At 59.7% G+C, this 20,823-nt stretch carries 37 protein-coding genes; 9 read left to right on the top strand and 28 right to left on the bottom strand.

Features of this window, described 5'->3' with window-relative positions:
• Positions 1 to 101: 101 nt before the first annotated feature.
• A complete protein-coding gene (locus KIH45_RS17940) occupies positions 102 to 293 on the bottom strand; it encodes a hypothetical protein (RefSeq protein WP_213177377.1) in 192 nt (63 codons plus the stop codon).
• Positions 277 to 747 carry a hypothetical protein gene (locus tag KIH45_RS17935; protein ID WP_213177376.1) on the bottom strand — a complete coding sequence of 157 codons (471 nt, stop codon included), beginning with the start codon at positions 745 to 747 and terminating at the stop codon, positions 277 to 279. Before KIH45_RS17935 ends, KIH45_RS17940 begins: the two co-directional genes overlap by 17 nt.
• A 93-nt stretch (positions 748 to 840) precedes the next feature.
• Between KIH45_RS17935 and KIH45_RS17930 the strand changes: the two genes are divergently transcribed.
• The 3 genes from KIH45_RS17930 to KIH45_RS17920 all read left to right on the top strand — a co-directional run bounded on the left by KIH45_RS17930 (position 841) and on the right by KIH45_RS17920 (position 2,582).
• The gene (locus KIH45_RS17930) at positions 841 to 981 is read left to right on the top strand and encodes a hypothetical protein (RefSeq protein ID WP_213177375.1); all 141 of its coding nucleotides are present in this window, start codon (positions 841 to 843) and stop codon (positions 979 to 981) included.
• Positions 982 to 1,092: 111 nt separating this feature from the next.
• Complete coding sequence (locus KIH45_RS17925) at positions 1,093 to 1,326, top strand: helix-turn-helix transcriptional regulator (protein ID WP_213177374.1); 234 nt, start codon at positions 1,093 to 1,095, stop codon at positions 1,324 to 1,326.
• Entirely contained in the window at positions 1,323 to 2,582 is a 1,260-nt protein-coding gene (locus tag KIH45_RS17920) for a type II toxin-antitoxin system HipA family toxin (RefSeq protein WP_213177373.1), read from the top strand. The genes KIH45_RS17925 and KIH45_RS17920 overlap by 4 nt, the downstream gene beginning before the upstream one ends.
• Here KIH45_RS17920 and KIH45_RS17915 read toward each other — a convergent pair.
• The 10 genes from KIH45_RS17915 to KIH45_RS17870 all read right to left on the bottom strand — a co-directional run bounded on the left by KIH45_RS17915 (position 2,579) and on the right by KIH45_RS17870 (position 8,620).
• Positions 2,579 to 3,145, bottom strand: coding sequence for an AcrVA2 family anti-CRISPR protein (locus KIH45_RS17915; RefSeq protein WP_213177372.1), 567 nt, complete (start codon positions 3,143 to 3,145; stop codon positions 2,579 to 2,581). The genes KIH45_RS17920 and KIH45_RS17915 overlap by 4 nt on opposite strands.
• Before the next feature lie 25 nt (positions 3,146 to 3,170).
• The gene (locus tag KIH45_RS17910; RefSeq protein ID WP_213177371.1) at positions 3,171 to 3,572 is read right to left on the bottom strand and encodes a hypothetical protein; all 402 of its coding nucleotides are present in this window, start codon (positions 3,570 to 3,572) and stop codon (positions 3,171 to 3,173) included.
• A 95-nt stretch (positions 3,573 to 3,667) separates the two neighbouring features.
• The gene (locus KIH45_RS17905; protein ID WP_213177370.1) at positions 3,668 to 3,922 is read right to left on the bottom strand and encodes a type II toxin-antitoxin system ParD family antitoxin; all 255 of its coding nucleotides are present in this window, start codon (positions 3,920 to 3,922) and stop codon (positions 3,668 to 3,670) included.
• Between the two features lie 102 nt (positions 3,923 to 4,024).
• Positions 4,025 to 4,702, bottom strand: coding sequence for a metallophosphoesterase (locus KIH45_RS17900; protein ID WP_213177369.1), 678 nt, complete (start codon positions 4,700 to 4,702; stop codon positions 4,025 to 4,027).
• Between the two features lie 19 nt (positions 4,703 to 4,721).
• Entirely contained in the window at positions 4,722 to 5,027 is a 306-nt protein-coding gene (locus KIH45_RS17895; protein WP_213177368.1) for a hypothetical protein, read from the bottom strand.
• A 14-nt stretch (positions 5,028 to 5,041) separates the two neighbouring features.
• On the bottom strand, positions 5,042 to 5,683 hold the full coding sequence (locus KIH45_RS17890; protein WP_213177367.1) for a hypothetical protein: 642 nt from the start codon (positions 5,681 to 5,683) through the stop codon (positions 5,042 to 5,044).
• On the bottom strand, positions 5,662 to 6,498 hold the full coding sequence (locus KIH45_RS17885) for a hypothetical protein (protein WP_213177366.1): 837 nt from the start codon (positions 6,496 to 6,498) through the stop codon (positions 5,662 to 5,664). The genes KIH45_RS17890 and KIH45_RS17885 overlap by 22 nt, the downstream gene beginning before the upstream one ends.
• A gap of 90 nt (positions 6,499 to 6,588) precedes the next feature.
• Positions 6,589 to 6,840: a hypothetical protein gene (locus tag KIH45_RS17880; protein WP_213177365.1), complete on the bottom strand. Its 252-nt coding sequence runs from the start codon at positions 6,838 to 6,840 to the stop codon at positions 6,589 to 6,591.
• An 86-nt stretch (positions 6,841 to 6,926) separates the two neighbouring features.
• On the bottom strand, positions 6,927 to 7,589 hold the full coding sequence (locus KIH45_RS17875) for a hypothetical protein (RefSeq protein ID WP_213177364.1): 663 nt from the start codon (positions 7,587 to 7,589) through the stop codon (positions 6,927 to 6,929).
• On the bottom strand, positions 7,586 to 8,620 hold the full coding sequence (locus tag KIH45_RS17870) for a hypothetical protein (protein WP_213177363.1): 1,035 nt from the start codon (positions 8,618 to 8,620) through the stop codon (positions 7,586 to 7,588). The genes KIH45_RS17875 and KIH45_RS17870 overlap by 4 nt, the downstream gene beginning before the upstream one ends.
• 141 nt (positions 8,621 to 8,761) lie before the next feature.
• Between KIH45_RS17870 and KIH45_RS17865 the strand changes: the two genes are divergently transcribed.
• Positions 8,762 to 9,559 (top strand): hypothetical protein, encoded by a 798-nt coding sequence (locus KIH45_RS17865; protein WP_213177362.1) that lies wholly within the window; start codon positions 8,762 to 8,764, stop codon positions 9,557 to 9,559.
• The gene (locus KIH45_RS17860) at positions 9,559 to 10,227 is read left to right on the top strand and encodes an RES family NAD+ phosphorylase (RefSeq protein WP_225900031.1); all 669 of its coding nucleotides are present in this window, start codon (positions 9,559 to 9,561) and stop codon (positions 10,225 to 10,227) included. The genes KIH45_RS17865 and KIH45_RS17860 overlap by 1 nt, the downstream gene beginning before the upstream one ends.
• Positions 10,228 to 10,257: 30 nt before the next feature.
• Here KIH45_RS17860 and KIH45_RS17855 read toward each other — a convergent pair whose 3' ends face one another.
• From KIH45_RS17855 to KIH45_RS17840, 4 genes are all read right to left on the bottom strand, one after another.
• The gene (locus KIH45_RS17855) at positions 10,258 to 10,416 is read right to left on the bottom strand and encodes a hypothetical protein (protein WP_213177361.1); all 159 of its coding nucleotides are present in this window, start codon (positions 10,414 to 10,416) and stop codon (positions 10,258 to 10,260) included.
• A 14-nt stretch (positions 10,417 to 10,430) separates the two neighbouring features.
• Positions 10,431 to 10,661 carry a hypothetical protein gene (locus KIH45_RS17850; protein ID WP_213177360.1) on the bottom strand — a complete coding sequence of 77 codons (231 nt, stop codon included), beginning with the start codon at positions 10,659 to 10,661 and terminating at the stop codon, positions 10,431 to 10,433.
• Between the two features lie 5 nt (positions 10,662 to 10,666).
• Positions 10,667 to 11,209: an NADAR family protein gene (locus tag KIH45_RS17845; protein ID WP_213177359.1), complete on the bottom strand. Its 543-nt coding sequence runs from the start codon at positions 11,207 to 11,209 to the stop codon at positions 10,667 to 10,669.
• Positions 11,210 to 11,284: 75 nt separating this feature from the next.
• Positions 11,285 to 11,440 (bottom strand): hypothetical protein, encoded by a 156-nt coding sequence (locus KIH45_RS17840; RefSeq protein WP_213177358.1) that lies wholly within the window; start codon positions 11,438 to 11,440, stop codon positions 11,285 to 11,287.
• Between KIH45_RS17840 and KIH45_RS17835 the strand changes: the two genes are divergently transcribed.
• On the top strand, positions 11,439 to 12,188 hold the full coding sequence (locus tag KIH45_RS17835) for a DUF2939 domain-containing protein (RefSeq protein WP_213177357.1): 750 nt from the start codon (positions 11,439 to 11,441) through the stop codon (positions 12,186 to 12,188). The two genes, KIH45_RS17840 and KIH45_RS17835, sit on opposite strands and share 2 nt — an antisense overlap.
• 40 nt (positions 12,189 to 12,228) lie before the next feature.
• Here the strand turns inward: KIH45_RS17835 and KIH45_RS17830 are convergent, their stop codons facing one another.
• The gene (locus KIH45_RS17830) at positions 12,229 to 12,951 is read right to left on the bottom strand and encodes a hypothetical protein (RefSeq protein WP_213177356.1); all 723 of its coding nucleotides are present in this window, start codon (positions 12,949 to 12,951) and stop codon (positions 12,229 to 12,231) included.
• Here KIH45_RS17830 and KIH45_RS17825 point away from each other — a divergent pair.
• Positions 12,950 to 13,276: a hypothetical protein gene (locus tag KIH45_RS17825; RefSeq protein ID WP_213177355.1), complete on the top strand. Its 327-nt coding sequence runs from the start codon at positions 12,950 to 12,952 to the stop codon at positions 13,274 to 13,276. The two genes, KIH45_RS17830 and KIH45_RS17825, sit on opposite strands and share 2 nt — an antisense overlap.
• A gap of 85 nt (positions 13,277 to 13,361) precedes the next feature.
• Here the strand turns inward: KIH45_RS17825 and KIH45_RS17820 are convergent, their stop codons facing one another.
• The 11 genes from KIH45_RS17820 to KIH45_RS17770 all read right to left on the bottom strand — a co-directional run bounded on the left by KIH45_RS17820 (position 13,362) and on the right by KIH45_RS17770 (position 19,224).
• Positions 13,362 to 13,691 carry a helix-turn-helix domain-containing protein gene (locus KIH45_RS17820; RefSeq protein ID WP_213177354.1) on the bottom strand — a complete coding sequence of 110 codons (330 nt, stop codon included), beginning with the start codon at positions 13,689 to 13,691 and terminating at the stop codon, positions 13,362 to 13,364.
• The gene (locus tag KIH45_RS17815) at positions 13,678 to 14,076 is read right to left on the bottom strand and encodes a type II toxin-antitoxin system RelE/ParE family toxin (RefSeq protein WP_225900030.1); all 399 of its coding nucleotides are present in this window, start codon (positions 14,074 to 14,076) and stop codon (positions 13,678 to 13,680) included. The genes KIH45_RS17820 and KIH45_RS17815 overlap by 14 nt, the downstream gene beginning before the upstream one ends.
• 119 nt (positions 14,077 to 14,195) lie before the next feature.
• Positions 14,196 to 14,777 (bottom strand): hypothetical protein, encoded by a 582-nt coding sequence (locus tag KIH45_RS17810; RefSeq protein WP_213177352.1) that lies wholly within the window; start codon positions 14,775 to 14,777, stop codon positions 14,196 to 14,198.
• A 25-nt stretch (positions 14,778 to 14,802) separates the two neighbouring features.
• Positions 14,803 to 15,168: a hypothetical protein gene (locus KIH45_RS17805; RefSeq protein WP_213177351.1), complete on the bottom strand. Its 366-nt coding sequence runs from the start codon at positions 15,166 to 15,168 to the stop codon at positions 14,803 to 14,805.
• 74 nt (positions 15,169 to 15,242) lie between these two features.
• Positions 15,243 to 15,758 (bottom strand): hypothetical protein, encoded by a 516-nt coding sequence (locus KIH45_RS17800; RefSeq protein WP_213177350.1) that lies wholly within the window; start codon positions 15,756 to 15,758, stop codon positions 15,243 to 15,245.
• A 136-nt stretch (positions 15,759 to 15,894) separates the two neighbouring features.
• Positions 15,895 to 16,152, bottom strand: coding sequence for a hypothetical protein (locus KIH45_RS17795; RefSeq protein ID WP_213177349.1), 258 nt, complete (start codon positions 16,150 to 16,152; stop codon positions 15,895 to 15,897).
• Entirely contained in the window at positions 16,149 to 16,859 is a 711-nt protein-coding gene (locus KIH45_RS17790; RefSeq protein WP_213177348.1) for a hypothetical protein, read from the bottom strand. The genes KIH45_RS17795 and KIH45_RS17790 overlap by 4 nt, the downstream gene beginning before the upstream one ends.
• A 74-nt stretch (positions 16,860 to 16,933) precedes the next feature.
• Positions 16,934 to 17,398: a hypothetical protein gene (locus KIH45_RS17785; protein ID WP_213177347.1), complete on the bottom strand. Its 465-nt coding sequence runs from the start codon at positions 17,396 to 17,398 to the stop codon at positions 16,934 to 16,936.
• A gap of 6 nt (positions 17,399 to 17,404) precedes the next feature.
• A complete protein-coding gene (locus tag KIH45_RS17780; protein ID WP_213177346.1) occupies positions 17,405 to 17,905 on the bottom strand; it encodes a DUF4262 domain-containing protein in 501 nt (166 codons plus the stop codon).
• Complete coding sequence (locus tag KIH45_RS17775) at positions 17,902 to 18,375, bottom strand: hypothetical protein (RefSeq protein ID WP_213177345.1); 474 nt, start codon at positions 18,373 to 18,375, stop codon at positions 17,902 to 17,904. Before KIH45_RS17775 ends, KIH45_RS17780 begins: the two co-directional genes overlap by 4 nt.
• Positions 18,376 to 18,450: 75 nt before the next feature.
• Positions 18,451 to 19,224, bottom strand: a complete 774-nt coding sequence (locus tag KIH45_RS17770) for a S8/S53 family peptidase (protein ID WP_213177344.1) — start codon at positions 19,222 to 19,224, stop codon at positions 18,451 to 18,453.
• A gap of 284 nt (positions 19,225 to 19,508) precedes the next feature.
• Between KIH45_RS17770 and KIH45_RS17765 the strand changes: the two genes are divergently transcribed.
• Entirely contained in the window at positions 19,509 to 19,943 is a 435-nt protein-coding gene (locus KIH45_RS17765) for a Ros/MucR family transcriptional regulator (protein WP_213177343.1), read from the top strand.
• Between the two features lie 119 nt (positions 19,944 to 20,062).
• Positions 20,063 to 20,823, top strand: a 761-nt coding sequence (locus KIH45_RS17760) for an RNA-guided endonuclease InsQ/TnpB family protein (RefSeq protein WP_213177342.1), incomplete at its 3' end; no start/stop codon positions are given.

Here is a 20,823-nt window from a genome sequence, read left to right as displayed (position 1 = left end):
AGGATGGGGGATTCAAAGACCCAAACACGCTCTGAAAGTTTTCGTGCGGGCCAGCTGGCGGATCAGCTCAGCGCATGATCGTTCTCCTCGATGATTGGGGGTCAGCCGTACTTGTCCTGCAGCAGGCCGGCGCGCTGGCCGTTGTGGCCCTGGCTCCACGCGAGGCGCAGGTCCGGCTGGTGTTGGCCGTAAGGGTTCTCGGAATAGGCCTCGCCGCGGCAGGCAGCCGCCCTGCCCTGCCCATCGGCTTTCATGAGCAGGTCAGGGTTGGTGCGTTCACGCCGCTTCGACATCGGCGGACTCCGTTTCGTCCCAGACGCCGTAGTCGAGCAGGTCGACCTCGAAGGGGCCGGACCAATCCCGGATCCAGTGCGACGACGTGCCTTCGTGGCGCAGGTCGTCGCGCGCGGAATGATCGTCGGTGAATTGGAGCTCGTTCTCGAACATCTCGAGGAAGCGGGCCTTCGACACCTCGAAATCGGTCGGTCCTTCGGCATCGGCCGGATAGGCGTTGTTCTGGAACCAGGTCTGGGGACGGAAGCGTAGGCGGACCGTTTCGCCCAGAAGCTTCGCGTCCTCGTAAGTTTCGTCCTGCATGGTCTCGTATCGGGTCGTCCATCCGTGAACGGGCGCAGCGCCTTCCGATGCGGCCTCGATGGCATCTGCCTCGTCGTCCGCTTCGACGATGACGGTGGCTTCCCGCTCGATGGCGAGCTTCTGGACGATCAGCACGGTATATCGGGGCATCGGGGTCTCCTTTGATGCACAGAAGAAAACCCCGCCGGGCTCATGGCCTGACGGGGTGTTGGAATTCATGTTTTGGGTGTATCTGGCAGGGAGATGGACAATGTCCCCTCCCCTGACCGGCGCGAGCTGCGCCGCAAGCTCATCGCGGGCGAAAGGTCGCCTCCCGGCCGCGTGGCCGACGAGGCGTTCTTCGATGAGTTGCGCTCGAAATTGCCAAATTTACCGAGCGGGTAATATCCACCTCTTCAGTCCGGCTTACCTCGTAATAATTCCCGTGCGGGAATATCGACGCTTGATAACCTGTGAATGGCGGGTGTATTTCCCGTTCGGGAAAGTGAGGCTTGCATGTTGACCGTGAAGACAATCGGCCAGATCATCCGCGATGAGCGGAAGGAGATGGGGCTGCGCCAGGATGAGCTGGCCGCGGCGGCCGGTGTCGGCACGCGCTTCATAGTCGAGCTGGAGGCAGGCAAGGAAACTGCCCAGATCGGCAAGGTCCTGACGGTGCTTTCTGCTCTGGGCTGTAATCTCGAGATCAAGCTCCCGAACGGTGTAGCCGTTGGGGAGCAATCGGAATGAAAGAGGGCATCCTTGATCATCTCACGGTGTGGTCGGGCCACTGCATTGCGGGTGATCTGAGGATCAACGGCAGCGGGGTGATGGCCTTCACCTACGATCACAGATGGATCGAAGACAGTGCGCGCGCTGCGATCTCGCATTCGATGCCCAAGCGCGCAGAGCCGTATGATGATGCGGCCTGCAAGGCAGTGTTCGGCGGCCTGCTTCCCGAAGAGGATCAACGGGCCTCGGTTGCCCGGGCACTTGGCATATCGCGCGAAAACGTATTCCATCTGCTCGAACATCTGGGCGGCGATGTCGCAGGTGCCCTAACATTCTTTCCGGCCGGGCAAGAACCGCCGGCTGGTCCGTCGGGAGATCTTTCGCCAACAATGGGCGAGGACGAGCTTGCTTCGCTGCTCGAAGATCTGCCGCGCGTGCCCATGCTGGCTGGCAAGGGTGGAGCTCGCCTCAGCCTCGCAGGGGCGCAAGGAAAACTCCCGATCATTCTCGTCGATGGCCAGATCGCTACGCCCCGTGAAGGTGAAGCTTCGACGCACCTTATCAAGCCTGAGCCGGAAAAGTTTGAAGGTCTTGCGGCGAATGAGGCCTTTTGCCTCACGTTGGCGCGGGAACTTGGCCTTGACGCAGCCTTTGCTGAATGGCGACAGGTGAAGGGCCGGCCCTTCCTGCTGGTTGAACGCTATGATCGGATCATGATCGATGGAGAGACCAAGCGGCTTCATCAGGAGGACTTTGCGCAGGCTTTGGGCTTCTCGTCGCACCAGAAATACGCGGCTGATGGCGGGCCAACCTTCAAAGACAGCTTCGACCTGGTGAGGGTCGTGACGACGCGATACGCCCGTGAAGTGATAAGGCTTCTCGATGCCGCGATTTTCAATCTTTTGATCGGCAATGCCGATGCACACGCAAAGAACTACAGCTTCCTTGCGCTCCGGTCGGGAGAAACTGTGCTCGCTCCGCTTTACGACCTGGTGTCGACAGTCATTTTCGAAGGGTTGAACCCGTCATTTGCGATGAAATTTGGCCGGGCTTCGACGCTTGAGGATTTTGAAACCCCTGCGCTGGAGCGCTTTGCTAGCGATGCAGGCATGACGCATGCCTTCGTGAGGCGAAGAATGGCTGATATTGCAAAGCGGGTGGCTGGCAAAGCCGAAGGTCTTGTAGTTCCGGGCCTCAACGACACCGGGCGCCTGAATGGCCTGCCCGGCGTCGTGAAGGATCGCGCAGAAAGACTTGCTCTCAAAGTCGGCTAGGCAGCCTTGCGGCCGCCATTCACCTCCACCTTGTCGATCCAGATGAGCTTTACCTGGGCATTGCCCGGTCCGAAGTGCTGCCGGCGGTAGTAGCCACGGCGCTCATGGCCGGCGAGCGAGCGTGTCGGCGCCGTGGAGCCGCCGCGCTTCTCGTGGCCTGCATCGAGGACACCCAGCAGCGTGTCGGCCTCGAAGTAGGTGCCGCCGCCGTTGATCGGCTTGCCGTTCTTGTCGGTCTCGACCTGGCGGCGATAGCCTTCCAGTTCGATAGGGTGGTTGGCCTCTAGGGCTTCGGCGAACCGATGGTAGCGCCAGAAAGGCACCATCAGCGTGTATTCGAAGCTCTTGCGGCGGTAGGTGATGAGACCGCGGGCCTTGATGTACTGTCGGCCGTTGCGAGCGGTCTTGGTCTGCACCTTCTTGGGAAGGAACGCCATGCGCCGGCGGCGCGGCGCCTTGTCGGCCTTGGCCTTCTTCTTCGGCTCTTCGGCGAAGGGATGGTCATTGGCCGGCTGGGGAGCGTGAGACGGCGACGAGAGCGCCTTGATCATTCCATTGGTCATCTTTTCCTCCTTCCAGCGGTTGCAATCAGTCCATGCAGTCACCGAGCAATTCGTTTGCATCGACGCGTGCATCGGTGTCTTCGATGCCGCGTGCAGCCTGCGCGCCGACCGTTGCCGCCCTTGCGGCGTAGGTCCGGCAGGCTTTCGGCAACGAGGGATCGGCGGCAGCCCGCTTGCATGTGCGGGCAACGTCTTCCTCAAGACCGGCTTCTGGCTGGTCTTCGAGAACGAGGCCCGCGTGAAGCGCGGCGCAAACGGCGACGCGCTCAGGGACGATTGGCCCTTCCCTGGCAGGATGGGCCCAGAGCGTCTCGAGGTTCGAAGTCTCGCTACCTTCACTGGCGATGAGCCAGAGAACACCGGCAAGCAGAGCGAGCAGCGCAAGCGTGATCAGCCCCTTGACCGGGTTCCTCGTGGGATGCGTCATTTCAGCTCCTCGATGGTAAGGACACCGGTGCGAAAGCAGTTATCGAGTAAAGATTGAAAGCAGGATTGTAGCAGGTCGCGGTACTTGCGGGCCTGTCAGGCATCTGCAGAGCGGCTACGTTTCTCAGCTTTTGTCCATATATCGTCCAGAGAGAGATCGCTCACGCCGCTTTCCAGCCCTTGAGCGATCGCCTGCCTCAGATCGGACAGTTTGTTCTGCCCTTCCTGATCGCGGCGTATGAGATCACGAATATACTCACTATCGTTCGTGAATGCCCCGCCTGCGATCTGAGCCTTGATCCAGGCATCATGACTGTCGCTGAGTGTGATGGTTTTGCGGATTGTTGCCATGTGCTTCTCCTGCAGAAGCAGTATCATGCTATCGGTGCAGGCCTCAACGAGTGCGTCAACATCTGTAATGAGCCCCTTGACCAGGTTTCTCGTAAGGATGCGTCATTTCAGCTCCTCGATGGTCAGGACACCGGTGCGAAAGCACTTGGTGTCGATCCAGTTCATGTTCGCCGAGCGCACCGGTTCATCGACCGGAGTATGGCCCATGTAGACGGCATCGACATTCCAGATGCCGCCAAGTTCGTGCCCGGCCTGCGCGCGGCGGATGTTCTCGCGCTTCCACGAGACGTATTTCTGCACTTCATGATGCTCGAGCGCTTCGATGGTCGAATCCCAGCTGGCGAACGGCAGGTCTGCATGGACCAGGCCGTACTTGCCACCGGTTGCCGTGTAGACGGTCATCGCGAGCGGCAGCGCGCGCAGGGTCTGTGCGATCCGGTTACGTTCGTCGTCGTCGAGATCGGCGAACCACTGCCCGCCGTTCTGGACATGAAAGCGTACGGCTTCCTTGCTCTCGGCAGCGCAGAACGTCAGTTCTTCGTGGTTACCCCGGATCGAGTGAAACCAGGGTTCATCCAGAAGCGCGAGGACCTCGAGGTTCTTGGGGCCGCGGTCGACGAGATCGCCAAGGGCGAGGAGATGATCGCGGGTCTTGTCGAAGCCGATGGCATCGAGGCCGGCCATGAGTTCGTCATAGCAGCCATGGATGTCGCCGCAGGTAAACAGGCGGGCGCCAGTATCAGCGTCGTGGCGCGCGTCGAAGATCTCATGCAGCGGCATCGGTTTTCCCTCACAGGTGTTACTTCAACACCCAACCAGGCTGCCAGGCCTCTTCGACCAGACCGATCTCGTCGGTCAGGTCTTCGGCAACCTCGTCCTCTGCCGGGCCCATGATCGTGCCGACTGGCGAGAGCGTTGCGGCAACCGGGCCGGCCGCGAGCTCGAGCAGCGGCCGCCCGTCGACGCAGTCACCTGCAAGATCGATGGCAGTGCCGCGCAGCTGCTCGTTGAACAGTGCGCGAGCCGCCTCCGGGCTGCTGGCGGTGATGTAAGCGGTCGCGGCGATCTCCACCTCGAGGCGGTAGACCGTGTTCTTGTCTGTCATGTCTAAGATCGTCCTCAGGCTGTGGCGTAGCAAAAGCCGGTAGTTTTCATCGTGGTGGTTTCGTCGCTTGAGGTCAGCGTCATTTTCGTGTCGTCGAACCCGATGGCGATCACGAACTCGGCTCCATTGCCAAGGTCGAGGTAACTTGTCGGAGTGCCTCCGACGTATTCGAACCGGCGGCTCAGGATGTTCGTGGCGAGGTAATCGGAATAATTCCGAACGGTGCCCGCTTCAAAATCGATCTCGTAGCCGAGTGTCTGGATGGACAGCCCTTTGCCTTGACCTCTTCGGCCCCCGAAACGGCCACGAACGGTGCAAAGCCATGTCTTTGACCGGTTCCAAGCCGTGTGCCTGGATTCGTATTCGGCTTCGGCCGCATCATAGGCGTCGCTTACCGACATCTCGCCCCGATCGACGGCAGCTGCCGCTTCATCAGCTGCCCGTGCGGCTTCCATTGCCGCCTCGTCTAATGCCCTCTGGGCAGCAGCGAGATCGTCCAGCTCTTTCTGCGTCTTCGGATCCCACTGGGCGGAGGCCGAGACAGCGAACAGGCAGGCGAAGCCGGCGAGAGCGCCGGTGAGGAAACGTTTCATGTACGAGACCCTTGTGTGTGCATTGGAGCGCGGATGCGATGTCACCAGTTGCTGACCGAGCATCGGAATTTGATCTTTGCGTAGTCGGCCATGATCGAGCCCGGGTCCTCGTCATTCCAGACGTGGGACTGGGTTAGAATCCAGTCTGACGATTCCTTGAGATAGGCCAGTTCTGCATCGGAGAAGCGGTTCTCATCCCCCATGGGCGGCCTCCCGCAGGTCGTGCCGATCTCGTCCAGCGTATCGGCAATGCCGAGCGCCTGGCTCGCGTAATCGGCCGCATATGCGACCTCGGCATCGTTGGGCGATGCTGGCCAGAACAGGATTGGCTTGAAGATGCCGCCACTGCGGACCCTCGTCCCCATGAGATCGTCGTACCCGATGACCTTCTGCCACGCCTGCGCGCGGCCGATGATGCCCTCGCGGGTATCGAGTTCCTGGGTGGTATCGATTTTGTAGTGGAGCGCAGCACCGAAGTAGAGAGCAACGACGGCAACGCCAGCCGCAATCCACGCGCCTCGCTTGAGCTTGTCTTTGCGCGAAAGCGCAACCGGCTCTGCGGGAGCCTCGACCAGCCTGACGACGTTGTGCAGGCTCTCCACGAGGGTGTCGAACATCGGCAGGATGTTCTCTTCCACCTCGGGCTTGCAGACCTCGGCAGTCGCATTGATGGCCTGTGCGGGCGTCAGGTACGGATCTGACCGGAAAGCGGCGATGAGGCGGGCCTTGCGGTCAGCGTATTCGGGAATGAGCTTCTCGACCGCCTGCGCCATTTCCTGGCGCTCCTGCTCGCTTTCGCTGTTGTCCTTCAGATGGTCGGCCATGGCCAACATCGTGAAAGACGACAGCGTATCCATGAAGAGCTGGGTGGGAAGCATTGCGAACTCCAGGTATTCTTCTGCAGCCTCTAGGGTCTGGCCATTGAGAAATGGTTCTCGCCAGCCTCGGGGCCTGCAGCGTGCAGGCGTTTAAGCGCCTGCGAGGTTGTAGATGCCTTCGCCCATCGAGATCACACGCATCAAGCCGATGTATTCGTTTAACAACAGCGCGATGATGAGAAAGCGTGGGGATAGGCCTGCGGCCTTGATCAACTTGTTCATGCCGAAGCTGAGCACGGTCGCTGCAGCGTCCAGAAGGCCCTTGCCGGTGATGGCCGGGCGGGCGGACATTGCGGGCGGGGCGATGGCCTGAGCCATCATGCGGGTGCGGCCGCTATTCATTTTTTCATTCTCCAGTCTTGTACGACTGGAACGGGCTTCAGGGCTCTCTCTTTAAGGGAACTGTCAAAGAAAACTTGACAGTTCGATCATGCAGCAAGGGCAAGGCGGCGCTTCTTGCCGAAAACCACGTTTATGACGTCGGTGTAGGGGATGATCGAAAACGAACCACCGTCACGCGCATCGAGCGCGGGAAACTCCCGGTCTGCGCTGTAGTCCTCGCCGCACTTGCAAATGGTGTCACGGCAATTGTCGCAAGGCTCATCAAGGCATTCGCCGGCAATGCCGCACTCTTCCTCGATCGCGGTCAGGATGTCGTCCCAGTTCTGGGAGACTTCGACTTCGGTCCAGCTGCTGTCGATCCGGACCAGGTGGTAGTTCGGCCGCTGGTTGGTCGTAAAGATCCGGGCAAGCGCGAGCCCGTTGCCGAAGACGACGCTACAGACATACGGGGTCATCAGGCCGCTATCGCCGTGCGTCCAGAGCGTGCCGAGGAATTCAACCTCGTAGGCGGCCTTCAGAAGCGAGACAGGCACGAGATCGCCCGCGACCATGTCACGCGTGCCAATGGCGCGCTGCAAGGCGCCGGTGGGCACCGTCCAGTCGTTGATGAAGGGCTCGACGTGGATGAGGCTGAATAGCCCCTCCATGCCGTCCGGAAAGGTCTGGGCGATATATGTGCCCCGTTGACGGCCGAGTTGCGGGTGGTTGTAGACCACCTTGTCGCCATTCTTGAAAGCCGGGCTGGTCATGCAGCGATCCTGTCTTTGACGCGCGGCGGCGTTACGCCGTCGGCATATGGAGCATCCTGGTAGAAAGAGACGACGCCGTCCTTGCGGAACTTGTCGATGTGGCCGTCGAAGAATTCGATCCACGAGCGCATGTTGGGCCGCTCCTCGAGGGGGACATCGGCATGAGCTTCCTGCCAGCTGATAAGCGCCGTGGGAGCATGCTCGACGATGTAGTCCACCTCGTCGGCTGGGAGCAGGCCTTTCTCGCGGATGTAGGAGGTCATGTCTCCGGGACGCGGGGTAGCGCCGCGCAGGCCCTTTACGGCCTTGCGCCACAAGCCCTCGGTCGTCTTGAGGCGCGGCTTGGCCCGGGCTTCCATGAGGACGATGATCCGGAGCAGTTCCGGTTCGTACTCGAGAAGCTCTTCCGGCTTCGTCGCTGTGCAGAAAAAGCACGCCGACTTCTTCACTACCGGCAGGCCTTCCTGGAGGATGCGCTCTTCGCACTCCTTGCGGGTCCAACCCCACTCACGAAGAGGGTAGCGGTAAACATAGGAATCGTCAGCATATCCCTCCCTTTCCGCATAGCGTTTCTGGTCCGCCGGAGAGCAATCGTACCCAATGCATTTGATTACCTTGGTTCCTTGACGCCACGCGTTGACTGCTGGCTCCCAGGTTTTGGCAAAGGCGTTCTGCGGCTGGACCTTGTTCTTCAGGCTGCACGAGCCGAAGCCGAATGCGATCGAAGGTAGCGTGCCATTGGTCAGGCAGTTCTCGAGGAGCCCGAGGTATGGCGGGTAGTTCTTGAACTTGCTGGCCTGGTAGAACACGCGTTCGAACCGGATGCCGCGCTCTGCCAGCCATTTGGCGAAGATCTCGATCGCCTTGTAGGTCCACGGGCGCTCCGAGAAGGTATCTGCGAAAAGCACGATATCGATCGGCTCGCCTCGCGCGTGCATCTCGATGATCATCGCGGTGCTGTCGACGCCGCCGCCCCAGGCGACCATCACGGGTGGCCGTTCGAGTTCTCCAACGAAGAGATCGGTCTGCATACGCTTGGCCCTTTCGGTTGGGTGCAAAAAGAAAGCGGACGACCCGAGGGCCGCCCGCTGATGAGGCATTCTTGAAGATTCACCGATAAGTGATATATTTGCTATGCAGCATCCTAGCTGCGTAGATTATAGGATTTGGTCATGGCCGCTGAAGGCGCGCTCGAAAGCGACGACGAGAAGATTTTCGAGGACATTGTCGACGAAATGTTGCGGTATTTCCCGCAGGATCCATTTTCGGCCGATTACGCGCAGTCTGCGGACAGCAACCGGCGAATGGTCCTGGTGCCCGTGACGATCGATTGCAGCACGCTGGCGCCTAAGTTCGGTGTACAGGCCAGCGAATGGTCTGAAACTGCACGTTCAGTCGCGCAAATCATGCGCGACGAGTTGTCAAAGGCTCCGTTGAAAGAGCAGTCTTTTTTGCAGAATCTGTCGAAAGTTGCCCTGACCCGCGCATTGGCGACGGAAATGGAACACTTCGTTGATGCCTATCGCGACCATTTGAGGAGAAGCTTCACTCAGGGCGATGATCCGGTTCTGAAAAAGGCGCTCAATCGCGTTCGCCTGCAGAATGATTTGCTGGAGTCGACCACTCTGGTTGATCAGAAATCTGCCTGTGAGCTTCTTGGGAAGTCTCCAAGCAATGCGTCAGCGGCGATGAAGAGGGTGGAGATCGACCAGGCCCTCCTGAAGTTCAACCATCATGGGCGCGTCGGTTATCCGCTATTTCAGTTCGACATCGATAATCGTCGGATATTCCCGCTCATCAAGGAGATCAGGAAGATCCAGCCGGACGATTATAGCGATTTCATGCTGCTTCACTGGCTCACGAGGCCTCACCTCGACTTCGACGGGCCGCCAGCTGACGCCTTGAAGACTGACCCTGACGCGGTGCTCGAGGCATTTTCCCGTGAAGTCGAGCCGGTGCTTCACGGCTAATGGCGAGCTACAATCCAGTCCCACATCCGGACGCTTTGCGGACCGGCCATGAGCGGTACATCACGGTCACGAAGGGCACTCGCCTGCATCGCGTCCATCTTAATGCTTTCGCACCAGACCAGTTTAACAATACGCCAAATGGCAACGCACGGTTCTCGCCGATTTATGACGAGGCTGGTGAGGTGATCCCGACGATCTATGCAGCCGAGACTTTCGAGGCAGCTACTTCGGAGATAATCCTTCGCTGTTCAGATGCATTGGTTCAGCAGGGAAGAACTGCACCACTCCAAATCGTCTCGCCTCGAGCACATAAGGAGCGGGACCACAGCACGATCGACCTTGCGATCGATCTCCATCTCATCGACCTCACCACTGCAGGACAAAGACGGATCGGGGTCGAGCACAATGCGCTGTTGACGGTTCCGAGCAGTTGCTACGGTTTTACGCGTGGATGGGCAGAAGCAATCCATCGCACGTTCCCTGCTGCGCAAGGGATCTATTACAGCTCTTACCAGCATGGCCCCAACTACTGTGTAGTGCTTTTCGGTGATCGGATACCTTCGGTCTGGAGCACAGGGCATGTCTCCCGCCCAGTGAAAGACTACCCTTGTCACAGCGAGATCGAGGCGTTGGCACGGGCGTTAGGGATCGACTACGCGGATATCTGACGCCAGCCGCAAGCTCTTACGCTGGAAGCATCAGTGACGACGGAACCGGTTGCGCCCAAGGCTCCACCGCGGCGCCTTGAGCATCGCGCATAGCGGGAGATGCACCGGCCGGGCACGGCTGCGTTGAACCTCGACTTCGACCTTGATCGCCTCGCGGCGAACCATGCTGCGGAACTGGCGATTGGTCATATGTGCTCCTGAGATCATTGCTTGGCCGGATCGGTGATTGAGAGGCAGCGGTAACAGCAGTGCTCGTTCGGCTCCTCCATCTCGTCCATGACGAGCCAGTCGGAGCAGTCGATGCCGCAGCGCGTGCGGCTGGCATCGCCGGTCCGCCGGATATGGTAGGGATCGCGGGCCCAATGCTGGTGGGTCCGACCGGTCGTTGCAGTCTGGGCCCGAGGCCGCAGACTGCAGACGGGGGTGAAGGCCATCGCCCTCACCCCGCCAGGGCGCCGAGCATGCCGCCCCGTTTCGGCTTGGCCGTCGCAGCAAGTTTGGCACGCTGCTGCATCAGCAGCTGGCCAAGCACATTCGCGCCTTTCAGGCTGCCATTGCCCATCGGCTTGGCGCCCCAGAAGGCGTCGCGCATGCTCAGCTCCACAATTTCCATCTCGCCGCTGGCCAGCAGCTCGGCGGCAAAGCGCGTGTTCGTGCACTTCAGCTCGATCGCGCGCGCCATCAGCTCGACGTTGACGTCGAGCCAGTCGCTCCGGCTCTCTTTCACGCGGGCGTGAGCGACCTTCTTCGCGACAAAGCCGTTGGCAGCGTCGCGGATCTCCTCCTGCAGCGCGGGCAGATGGCCAAAACGCTGGGCCTGGTACCAGGCCTCGCTGCTTTTCCACGTCAGGCCGGTCGCCGGATCGACGAAGGCGTAGCCGCCGGCCATATTGCCATAGCTGCCCCAGGCGTCTTTTGCCTTGCAGAAGACAGCATTGCCTTTGCCGTCCCACACGCGCTCGTCGCGATTAAATTCAACCATTTTCCCATCTCCTTGGCTCATGCCAAGCCACTGGGGACCATTCTAGGATGGGTACTGAGACGGCCCTAGCCCGCCTCAGTCGAACAAGCCCCTGTCGCGGGTCGCCTCGACCCGGGCCTCCTGCATTTCGAAACCTTCCAGCCATGCCTCGTGAAGATCGGCGGCCTTGAGCCGCGTATAGGGGTTGGTACCTCGCCCCTCGCCTTTGGCGGCGGCGGTCCGGCCCTTCATGACGGCCCTCTCCCTGATCCATTCGTGCGAACTAAGCGGTCGACTTTGCCGTGCTGCAGAGGCCATGGTCAGCGTCCTTTGTTCTGCTTGGAAGGATGAGAGACAGAAGATCCCGCGAAATTCGCAGGAATTAACCGGGGCCAAAGACTTTGGACTTAGGAAGCAGCGGTCAGTTCAATTGAGGATCGCTATGCTTCGTCTTGCCCTTGCCCTGTCGTGCAGTTCGTTTCTTCTGGCCGGTTGCGGATCCAATGCCATGCCAGCCGCTGAAGTCTCGCGCGAGGAGACGATCAGTCAGCTCGAAGCGGCGCTGCAGGCGGGTGACCCAAAGATGATTGATGATCTGGTCGACTTCGACACGCTGCGGGCGGACCTGAAGGGCGAGTTTTTCAAGGCTGCGCTCGAAGACAACAACATCAAGGACAAGCTCGAGGACCCTGCGAACGTCGAGAAGCTCAAGACCATGATCAATGACATGGTCGATGAAAACGTCACGGCCGAAGCCGCTGCTGAACTTGCAAAGGAGCAGATTGGCAAAACTCCGCCGAAGAACTTTCCGCCCCTGGCGGAAGGCTGGACTATTAGGCCAGTGGATCCCACGACGTTCGTTGCCGAACACCCCGATCCGAGCGGGGTCGTGGGCTTTCAGTTCGAGCTCAAGGGTGATCGCTACGAGATGACGCGCTTCGACTTTGGCGGGAAAGGCTTTGCCGAGAAGTTCGAAGACTTCGGCATTCCGGGATACTGAGACCAGAGGGCGGCATCATCTGCCGCCCTTGCCCAGCCGCTTAATCTTCGTCGACCAGCTTCAAGGTCACGATGCGCTTGAAGACTTCATCGACGTTGGTGTCGGTATAGCAGTAGTTCCAGCGCTCCTGCGTAATCCGCAGGTTGTCGCCGGTGCTCTTGATGTACCAGACGCCTCCTGCCGCTTCCGGCCAATCTACGTCTCCTCCCGAGTACAGCCAGTCGCCGGGAGAGCGCTCTTTCGCCTGGTAGTAGATCCGGCCTTCGAAGGGCTGGTCGATCGAGGGGACAGCAATCCATTCATTCTGGACGTCGTCATAAGTCTTGATCTGGTCGTGGACCCAGCAGGACTTAGCGGCGTCGGGGAGATTCTTGTTGGGATCGACTTGCGTGACGACACTCACGCCGTCGGCATCTTCGCGCAGGATCGCATATCCGATCATTGTGCCGTCAGGATCATCTTGCACATAGAGGCTACAACTGCGCGGCTCGCCATTGAGCGCCTTGGTGATGCCGCAGAAGTCAGCCGCGTAACGGATCTTATCGCTGTCGACCATTTTGAGGTCGGCGTTCGACGGTCCGTTCGCCGCTGCCTCCTCGTTGAAAGTGTAGGCGTATTTCTGCCCTCCGGCCGAGGTCACTTCGTTGGCGGGAGCCAAGGAAGGCAGGGCAAGCAGGGTGACGATCACGATGAAGGCGATGCCGATCGTCACGAGCATCTGCTTGAGCGTCGGAAAAGGAAACGAGAACCGCTTATCGGTCATGGACAAGTCTCTCCAGTCAATCGGGTTGCGAGGAGCATTTAGCGCGCGGCAGCGGCCAGCGGATTTTCAGGAGCGTGTCGGCGATAAAAGAGACCGTGATGAAGCCGATCGCAAGAACGAGCGTACCCATGTCGCTGTAGGGCAGCCCAATAATCAGACAGGCAAGGATGGCGAGCACGATGATGCAAGCCGCCAGTGCCGCATTGACCGCTGCCTTGTTCGTAAGAAATCGCATCTGCTGCTTTCTAAAAGTGGTTTTCAGGATGAAAAAGCCTTCGGCGAGAACCGCGGCGATGATCGAGATTGTCAGCTGCTATATCGATGATCAGAAAGAATACCGATGGCTTCAGCTCTTATCCCCGCCCTGAAGTGACGGGCTTCCCGAGGCTAACGGGTGATAATGTCCCGGCTTACGCCACTGCATCCAGCCCGCTGCGCCGGATGATCGACAGCAGCCGCAGAGCCGGACCTCCAGGCTTCTTTGCCCCGCGTTCCCAATCCGACACGAGGTTCTTCGATACGTTGAGATAGCGCGCAAACACCGGCTGCGACACATGCTCCGCCTCCCGGATGGCCCTGATCTCCTCGGGTGACAGAAGCGGAGCAGGCGCAAGGCAGGCTTCATCAAACTCGCGCATGGTACGCTTGTCGATGCTACCGGCGTCGTGAAGGCCTTCCATCATCTCGTGGACGGCAGCCATCGCCTCGCTCTTGTAGGTCTTTGCCTTAGCCTTGCTCATCGTCTTTCACCTCGACTAATCGACCTGCTTCAACTTCCGTTTCGATCTGGTCCTCGTCCAGCTCCAGCATGATGCCAGCAGCCTTGCGAAAGACCTTCATTTCCGGCGCATTCAGGTTTGCCTTGTCGCTCTTGGCGAAGGCAAACACGAATATGGCCCGCACGCCCGAGCGGAAAATCAGGATCGAGCGATAGCCGCCAGACTTGCCTCCGCCCTGTCGCGCGATGCGCTGCTTGATGAGACCGCTGCCAAGATCGGCATCGATCAGGCCGGATTCGGCCCGATGCACGGCATCAGCAAGCGTGGCATCGCTGATCTTTTCTTTTGCTGCGAACTTGGCAAACCAACGGTTGGCGTAGATGCGGATGCGCGGGTTCTCAGTCATGCAGCAATGGTCCACTATCATACCTAGTGTTACAGCTCAATGCATATGAGCCGTTCATCTTTTGCTCGATCTGGTCGCCGTCCCTTACCCTAAGGCTAGGGACGGCATACCGGCGTGGATCAACCGTCCTCGAGCTCGTCTTCGTCTTCCTCATCGTCAGAGTAGAAGTAGCCCTGCCAAGGGCAATTCTGCGAAACGCCGAGATCCTCGTAGACCGCATTGGGATCGAACGAGAACTTGAGTGGATGTTTCGGCCGGGGGACCTCCAGGCATTCCAGAAGTCCGGTCCGCAGCGCCTCGTTGGGCGAGAGCCCGCCGAATTCGGGGCAAGGCTGCGCAAAGGTGCAGGCGAGATGCGTGATGTTGAGGCCGAACAGGTCGGGGACGGGATGGAAGATCGAGTAGTTCGCGCCTGTGTCCCGGTGGCAGTAGTAGCTGCCATGTGCGAGCGATACGCCGACCATGTGGAGCTTCCAGTCCGGTTCGGAGAACTCTGCGATCCGATCTGTCGGGATATTGGCAAGAGCCAGCCACTCGTAGGCATTCTGGCCACCAAATTCCCCATAGCCTTCATACGCATCTTCGCGAATCGGCGGCTCTCCGCCGGGCTGGAGAAGATAGACCGGCTTGGTGTCACGGCCGGAATATACGTTCGCGATCGACTGCCGCGTGTCGGCAGTCATCCATGAGAAGAAACCCATGTGTCGTCCTTTCTGGGATTGGAGCTCAGGCGGCCTTCTTGGCAGCGGGTTCAGCAGGCACGTCGCTCTCGGCGAGCGACACGGGGACGAAGCGGAACTCATAGCCGCCCTGGACGATGGGGCCGCCCCACGCCGAGGTGATGACGTAGGCGCCATCTGCGTTGGTGTCGCTCGGCCATGCCATGACGTCGATCTGGTTCAGGATGGTCTGGGCATCCTGTTCGTCGTCGTAATCAGCCGCGTCTTCGGCGACGAGGGCGCGCTCGTCTGCCTTGATCTGCTTGAGGGCGTCTTCCATCGAGATGCGCGGCTCGACGATATCGATCTGGGGTTCGGTCGTTTCGTCGCCCAAGTAGTCGATGCGGCAAACGGTGATAAGCATACCGAGCATGATTTTTCCTTCGTGCAGGTGTTACCCTGCACAGGCCAATTCAGCTCTTCCCCTGTTACGGGGCTATGCAGAGATCAGCGTTTCGCGGCGATCGCGAAAAGCTCTTGAGGGTCCTCGACCATGAGGTCCTGGTATTCTTCAGGGATGGCGCGGTAGCCGTAGGACCGCGAACTGAGCGGGAAGTTCTCGTCGTCCGGATGGCAGTAGTATCCGTAGACGTCCCGCGAGGCGATCTGGACCTGCGACAGGTATTCGAAGTCGATGACATCGACTTGCCAGCCTTCTTCCGTGTCGATGAGAATGGAAGGCAGCTTCTCCGCGCAGAAGATGGTGATTTCGTGCGGATAGGTATTCCACTCCAATGGGGAGCCCTCGATCGAGGAGCTACCTCCAAGAAGCTTCGCCTTGATCAGCTTACCTTTCTCGCCAGCCGCCACGATCTCCTGCGAGATGGGCCGGAAAGCCGTGCAGCCGGTTTCGTCGCAAGGAGCCAGCTGGACAGGCCCCGGTTTCTCGGAAGGTGCTGACGCAACCTGCGAGGCCGTGTCCTGCTCTCCTTCTTGCGCGGGTTCGCTTGAGTTGCAGGCCATGAGACCAAGCGCGGACAGGATGACGAACTTGCGGATGATGGCCTCCCCTATGCCATTGAGACAAAGAGGGGATATGGTCGGTGCGAGCTTCTGTCCATCTGCGTCATGTGCTTACGCACCGACGCATAACGAGCGGTTAGCGCTGGGCGTCAATAGGCCCTTGCTCGTCAATCGCATCACCGAAGATCGACCAGGCAGCTTCCGCCAAATTGCCGACGACCACAATATCATCTTGCATCGCTTTGCTGCGGATCTCTTCCAGCCGCTCGTTCATCTGCGCTTCGTCTAACTCGTGTAGATCCAGCCCGAGGGCTTTGAGGGCTTCCATGCGCAACCAGTAGCCTGCGGCTACTTTGCCGCCTTCAGGCCTCTGGTTGTCGTTCTCATTATTCATGATCGTTCCATTCTCTTGCTGCTCGAGTCTTTCAACAGTGACCTGAAGTCATCGACATCGACCTTGGAGGAGAACCAGCTGAGCCGGTTGCCGGCATTACTGCGTCTGTCGAACTTGAGGGAAACGGGATGAGCAAGGCCGGGGACGATGAAATCGACCGAGCCCTGCTGGAGACGGGTCTGGCCTTCTGCATAGCGGGCATAGGCATCGGCACGGGGAGCGCCGCGTAAGCTGTCGAAGCTGGCCTTGGGGAAGCGAGCGCGGATCAACCGCTTCGCCCGCCGGATGAACCGCTGCTCGATCATGGTCGCCCTCGCCCGCGAGAGACGGTCTTCTGCTTCGCAGACGATATTGCAGTAGACGCTGCTGTCCTGGGTTCCCTGTACGTCGTCGAGGTATAGCGCACGCTCGTGGCACTCGTCTTCGCTGATGGTGCGCCCGCAGCCGCTGCATTCGAAGGTGAAGCCCGAGTGAGCGAGAAACGATGCCGGAATGGGGCCAGCATCATAGAACTGGTCTCCGTCCGGGAAACGGCGCGCCTCGATGTAGCTGATGTCATCGTCGTCACACAGGACGCGCGCACCCTTTCCGCGGGCATGAGTCTCATCGACGGCGAAAACGACTGCGCCTTTGAAATCCTCCTTGTCCGTGACGATCCAGGCGCAATGCCGGTTCACGGTGCCGTTGGTCTTGATGAGGTCGATCATGAAAAGTCTCTCGTATTGGCCAGCAAGGCCGCTCAGAGCCTTTTTAGGATGCGACAGGCCTTGGGCCTAATCGCTCAGCCGAATGCGGCGAGAAACGCCTCTGGCGAATGCGTGGCGTAGTAGACCGGCGACTGGAGCGAGTAGGTCATCGACATCTCGCTGCGGATAGCCGTGACAGGCAGGTCGGGAAGCCCTTGGCTCTCGATGAGATCGTGGAGACTGAGCGAGCCGCTTTCGAGCAAGGCCAAGTGCTGGCTGCGAATGGCTTCCGGAACACGGTTGAGGATCAAGATATCCTCGTTGAGCGCAAAGCCGTCGCCTTCGATCTGGGCGTTCACGGTCACGTCGTGGTCGCCCGACCCTGGGGCGAACAGAAGCGAGGCTTCATGGTCGCCGAACAGGAGGTCGAAGGTCCGCGGCTGGCGCCCGCCCTCCTCGATGCGGTCCACCAGCGTACGCAAACGCCGTGTCAGGTCAGGATCACTGACCTGGCTGGCACGCACGATGGCAACCGCAAGAGGAGAGACGAGGTAGTTCATGACGCCTTAGCTGCTTTGCTTAGGCGGGTGCTGCTGGCTGTAAAGCGGCTGGGGGAACTTGTCCGCTGCGTATCCCGCGTCGTCGGGGAAGCGCCCTTCCTTATCCGGCCAGACGATCTGGTAGGTCTCGAAGGGCGGGGTCGGCCGGTCATCGGGCAGTTTCAGCGCGCGGGCGAGCCGCGCCACGGCCTGGAAGGCATGGGTTTTCTCTGCACCGGGAGCGAGGTCGAAGCGAACCTTGATATGACCCAGATCGATGATCTCGCCGTGGGTGGGCTCTGTGCCGCGCTCATCGAGAATCCGCACCATCTCGTTGACCAGGTACTGTGCTGCGTCAAAAGGAAGCGAGTTTACGAGGAGTTCTGACTTGCCCTTCTCGGCACGGCCGACGGAATAAGTGAAGGGCACCTCTCCTCTTTCGCCGAAGACGAATTGGACCGCGATCCCATGCTTTGCGACGAGCGCATCGATTTTGGCGGCGTACTCTTTCTGCTGCTTAGGCGTCATGCGGCGACCTTTTCTTGGAAGTAGTGCTGATGGGCGATTTCATGACCCTTGCTGAAGGCCATTTCGTTGAAATGATGGATGTTGGCCAGGCGCTTGTCGAAGTAGGCCGTTGCGAGAGGGCGATCCTGATCGCGAAAGCCAATGTCATCGACGACGAGGTTCGGCATGTACTCGTGCTCGACGATATCGGAGAGGCGGAGCACACCTTCCACGGCGCGGCTGCGCAAAGCATTCACGACCGAGGCAGGCGCGCTGATGAGCAAGCTGCCCTCGGTGATGGACAGGGTCTCGCCTTTCTCGATTGTAAGCTGGCCGCGCAGCTCTCCTGAGGAGGTGTAGAAGCGCATGACATAGTCACCCACGGTTTTGCGTACCTGCTTACGCTCAGCTGCGAGCATGATCCTTGATCGCTCGATCGGGGTAAACCGGCAGAGCATCCAGCTGGCGATGGCACAGATTTTCCGGGTCATGGTCTCAAGATCCAAAAGAAAAGGCCCGCGCCGGATGTCCGGGCGGGCCTTTTCGGTTTGTATGAAGCGAGGCGGTCAGTTGGCCGCCTGCGCGAATGCGACGCTCGATGCAAAGCGGTCGATCAGCTCGAGCGTGAAGAGCGAAGCCGAGAACGAGGTGCCGTCCATCGTGCTCGTCTCTTCGAAGTCGCTGACTTCGAGCGCAATGCCATCGCGGTAGTCGATGAGCTCGTCGTTGCTGCCGCCGTTGGCCGAGAACTCGGCACGGTTGCCGTCCTCGTCGAGCGCGCCGATGACGTGGATGAACTCCGGGTTGTCGTGCAGGAGCGGCATCCAAGTGGTCAGACCGCCCTGGTTGCCGGCGCAAAGGACGATGTGCACGCCTTCGGCGGCAACCTGCTCGAGCACCTTCCTCTGCGAGTGGTGCATGCGCCCGTAGGACGAGATCTGGATGACCTTGGCGCCATTGTCCGCCGCATGGCGAACGGCCGCTGCGATCGAGCGCGGCGACATCTCGCACAGGATCTTGCCGCACTTGCGCTCGGCGCGATAGGCGAGGATGTCGAGCGGGCGGTTCGTCTCGCGCAGGATGATGCTCGTGACGAGCGTGCCGTGCGAGCCCTTCCAGCGATCCTCGGTTTCGAGGACGATGCCCTTCTTCGGCTTGCGCGCGTCGTAGCGCGTGATGGTCGCGTTCACGTCGGCCGGCGGCGCATAGACGCCGGAATCGACCACCGCGATGCGGATGGGCTCTTCGCCAGCAGCCACGTCGATCGTCGGCTGCGCAAGAGCAGGGGTCGCCAGAGCGATCGCAGTGACCGCGGCGATGATGTTGCGAACGATGTTCATGAGCGTGCTCCGGATTGATTTTTCCAACCCACTGGCTGGATCACTTCCCGGGCCCGCAGGACCGATGTTGTAGGATGAGAAAAAGAATCGAGAAGGGGGTCGGTTTCTTTTTCTGAAAATGCTGAAAATTGCCCGCGACGCGCCGTCGAGGGGGCAGCGCGCGGCGAAAATATTTTTTGCGCGCGTTCAGGAATTATTATTAAGGTGTCAGGATACGTTGCAGAATTGGAATAAGGGGCGTAGTAACGCTCTCCCTAATCCCCCAGACCACTACAGGATCACTGATGAACGAGATCGCCCAGATCGATAAAGACCACCTCGTTGAACTGACGTCCGATATTGTTTCGGCTCATGTCAGCAACAATGTCGTTTCGGTCGATGAAATGCCGAACCTCATTTCGAAGGTTTATGCCTCGCTCAGTTCGCTGGGTGCAGAAGAGGCCGAAGAAGAGCCCCTGCCCGAACCGGCTGTTTCTATCCGTTCTTCCATCAAGCCGGATTATATCGTGTGTCTTGAAGACGGTAAGAAGCTGAAAATGCTGAAGCGTCACCTCATGACGCACTACAACATGACTCCGGAAGAGTATCGCGCACGCTGGAGCCTGCCCGCCGACTATCCGATGGTCGCGCCCAACTATGCCGAGAAGCGCCGCGAACTGGCCAAGAAGATTGGTCTTGGCCGCAAGCCTGGCCCTCGCAAGGCTCGCAAGAAAGGCTGAAACAGCCTCTTGCAGGATCGATAAGGAGAAGGGCGGCTCATGGCCGCCCTTTTTTCGTTACATCGGCTATTCGGATTAAAATGTAGAAAAGAACATAGTAGGAACATATATACTGAACCATGCAGGTTCTGACATTCGTCTATCGGCTGAAGCCGACCCGCGCCCAGCATGGCGCGCTGAGGCGTATTCTGGACGATCAGCGGCATTTATATAACGCAGCCCTGCAGGAGCGGATCGACGCTTGGCGGCGTGGCGTCTCTGTCGGCATGAACGACCAGACCAAGTCGTTGACCGCGATCCGGGGCTTTGACGAGACCTACGGCGGCGTCCCCTACAACCTGTCGAAGTGGACGCTGAAGCGCCTCGACGATGCCATGAAGGGCTTCTTCCGACGCGCCAAGACAAAGCCCGGCAAGGCTGGCTTTCCACGGTTCCGCCCGGCTTCACGCTGGGACAGTTTTGGCTTTCACCAGACTGGCGGACTGCGCATCCGTGATGGCCGTCTGCTTTTCAGCAGCGGCGTTACTGGTGGCCTGCGACTTCGCATGCACCGGCCGTTGCCCGAAGGCGCAGTCATCAAGTCCGCAGTGTTCACACGTCGCGAGGGCATCTGGCAGGTAGCGCTGTCTGTGAGCGTTCCGCTAGCGGCGAATGATGACGCCCAGCCCGTAGGGATCGACGTCGGCATCGAGCACCTCGCTACCAGTTCGAACGGCGTGCATCATGCGAACCGCCGACCGGGCGACCGGCGTGCCCGCGCGGTACGGCGCGCTCAGCGGGCTCTGGCACGCTGCAGGCGCGGATCGAAGCGGCGCCGCAAGGTCGCCGCTAAGCTTCGTCGCGAGCAGCGGCGGTTGCGCAATGACCGTTCAACGCATCT

This window comes from Croceicoccus gelatinilyticus (assembly GCF_018398395.1).
Classification (GTDB): Bacteria; Pseudomonadota; Alphaproteobacteria; order Sphingomonadales; family Sphingomonadaceae; genus Croceicoccus; species Croceicoccus gelatinilyticus.
The sequence above is the reverse complement of the archived record's forward strand: the minus strand, read 5'-3'. Positions and strand labels throughout refer to the sequence as shown.

Bases quoted from the DNA above. Each gene is read 5' to 3' on its own strand.
- KIH45_RS17790 (WP_213177348.1), bottom strand. From the start codon at position 16,859: ATGATCGACCTCATCAAGACCAACGGCACCGTGAACCGGCATTGCGCC.
- KIH45_RS17895 (WP_213177368.1), bottom strand. From the start codon at position 5,027: ATGACAGACAAGAACACGGTCTACCGCCTCGAGGTGGAGATCGCCGCG.
- KIH45_RS17850 (WP_213177360.1), bottom strand. From the start codon at position 10,661: ATGGCCTTCACCCCCGTCTGCAGTCTGCGGCCTCGGGCCCAGACTGCA.
- KIH45_RS17940 (WP_213177377.1), bottom strand. From the start codon at position 293: ATGTCGAAGCGGCGTGAACGCACCAACCCTGACCTGCTCATGAAAGCC.
- KIH45_RS17910 (WP_213177371.1), bottom strand. From the start codon at position 3,572: ATGACGCATCCCACGAGGAACCCGGTCAAGGGGCTGATCACGCTTGCG.
- KIH45_RS17835 (WP_213177357.1), top strand. From the start codon at position 11,439: ATGACGGCCCTCTCCCTGATCCATTCGTGCGAACTAAGCGGTCGACTT.
- KIH45_RS17830 (WP_213177356.1), bottom strand. From the start codon at position 12,951: ATGACCGATAAGCGGTTCTCGTTTCCTTTTCCGACGCTCAAGCAGATG.
- KIH45_RS17785 (WP_213177347.1), bottom strand. From the start codon at position 17,398: ATGAACTACCTCGTCTCTCCTCTTGCGGTTGCCATCGTGCGTGCCAGC.
- KIH45_RS17930 (WP_213177375.1), top strand. From the start codon at position 841: ATGGACAATGTCCCCTCCCCTGACCGGCGCGAGCTGCGCCGCAAGCTC.
- KIH45_RS17825 (WP_213177355.1), top strand. From the start codon at position 12,950: ATGGACAAGTCTCTCCAGTCAATCGGGTTGCGAGGAGCATTTAGCGCG.
- KIH45_RS17795 (WP_213177349.1), bottom strand. From the start codon at position 16,152: ATGAATAATGAGAACGACAACCAGAGGCCTGAAGGCGGCAAAGTAGCC.
- KIH45_RS17880 (WP_213177365.1), bottom strand. From the start codon at position 6,840: ATGAATAGCGGCCGCACCCGCATGATGGCTCAGGCCATCGCCCCGCCC.
- KIH45_RS17845 (WP_213177359.1), bottom strand. From the start codon at position 11,209: ATGGTTGAATTTAATCGCGACGAGCGCGTGTGGGACGGCAAAGGCAAT.
- KIH45_RS17840 (WP_213177358.1), bottom strand. From the start codon at position 11,440: ATGAAGGGCCGGACCGCCGCCGCCAAAGGCGAGGGGCGAGGTACCAAC.
- KIH45_RS17860 (WP_225900031.1), top strand. From the start codon at position 9,559: ATGGCGAGCTACAATCCAGTCCCACATCCGGACGCTTTGCGGACCGGC.
- KIH45_RS17780 (WP_213177346.1), bottom strand. From the start codon at position 17,905: ATGACGCCTAAGCAGCAGAAAGAGTACGCCGCCAAAATCGATGCGCTC.
- KIH45_RS17805 (WP_213177351.1), bottom strand. From the start codon at position 15,168: ATGCTCGGTATGCTTATCACCGTTTGCCGCATCGACTACTTGGGCGAC.
- KIH45_RS17925 (WP_213177374.1), top strand. From the start codon at position 1,093: ATGTTGACCGTGAAGACAATCGGCCAGATCATCCGCGATGAGCGGAAG.
- KIH45_RS17915 (WP_213177372.1), bottom strand. From the start codon at position 3,145: ATGACCAATGGAATGATCAAGGCGCTCTCGTCGCCGTCTCACGCTCCC.
- KIH45_RS17770 (WP_213177344.1), bottom strand. From the start codon at position 19,224: ATGAACATCGTTCGCAACATCATCGCCGCGGTCACTGCGATCGCTCTG.
- KIH45_RS17815 (WP_225900030.1), bottom strand. From the start codon at position 14,076: ATGACTGAGAACCCGCGCATCCGCATCTACGCCAACCGTTGGTTTGCC.
- KIH45_RS17900 (WP_213177369.1), bottom strand. From the start codon at position 4,702: ATGCCGCTGCATGAGATCTTCGACGCGCGCCACGACGCTGATACTGGC.
- KIH45_RS17875 (WP_213177364.1), bottom strand. From the start codon at position 7,589: ATGACCAGCCCGGCTTTCAAGAATGGCGACAAGGTGGTCTACAACCAC.
- KIH45_RS17885 (WP_213177366.1), bottom strand. From the start codon at position 6,498: ATGCTTCCCACCCAGCTCTTCATGGATACGCTGTCGTCTTTCACGATG.
- KIH45_RS17935 (WP_213177376.1), bottom strand. From the start codon at position 747: ATGCCCCGATATACCGTGCTGATCGTCCAGAAGCTCGCCATCGAGCGG.
- KIH45_RS17905 (WP_213177370.1), bottom strand. From the start codon at position 3,922: ATGGCAACAATCCGCAAAACCATCACACTCAGCGACAGTCATGATGCC.
- KIH45_RS17810 (WP_213177352.1), bottom strand. From the start codon at position 14,777: ATGGGTTTCTTCTCATGGATGACTGCCGACACGCGGCAGTCGATCGCG.
- KIH45_RS17775 (WP_213177345.1), bottom strand. From the start codon at position 18,375: ATGACCCGGAAAATCTGTGCCATCGCCAGCTGGATGCTCTGCCGGTTT.
- KIH45_RS17765 (WP_213177343.1), top strand. From the start codon at position 19,509: ATGAACGAGATCGCCCAGATCGATAAAGACCACCTCGTTGAACTGACG.
- KIH45_RS17890 (WP_213177367.1), bottom strand. From the start codon at position 5,683: ATGCTCGGTCAGCAACTGGTGACATCGCATCCGCGCTCCAATGCACAC.
- KIH45_RS17820 (WP_213177354.1), bottom strand. From the start codon at position 13,691: ATGAGCAAGGCTAAGGCAAAGACCTACAAGAGCGAGGCGATGGCTGCC.
- KIH45_RS17855 (WP_213177361.1), bottom strand. From the start codon at position 10,416: ATGACCAATCGCCAGTTCCGCAGCATGGTTCGCCGCGAGGCGATCAAG.
- KIH45_RS17865 (WP_213177362.1), top strand. From the start codon at position 8,762: ATGGCCGCTGAAGGCGCGCTCGAAAGCGACGACGAGAAGATTTTCGAG.
- KIH45_RS17920 (WP_213177373.1), top strand. From the start codon at position 1,323: ATGAAAGAGGGCATCCTTGATCATCTCACGGTGTGGTCGGGCCACTGC.
- KIH45_RS17870 (WP_213177363.1), bottom strand. From the start codon at position 8,620: ATGCAGACCGATCTCTTCGTTGGAGAACTCGAACGGCCACCCGTGATG.
- KIH45_RS17800 (WP_213177350.1), bottom strand. From the start codon at position 15,758: ATGGCCTGCAACTCAAGCGAACCCGCGCAAGAAGGAGAGCAGGACACG.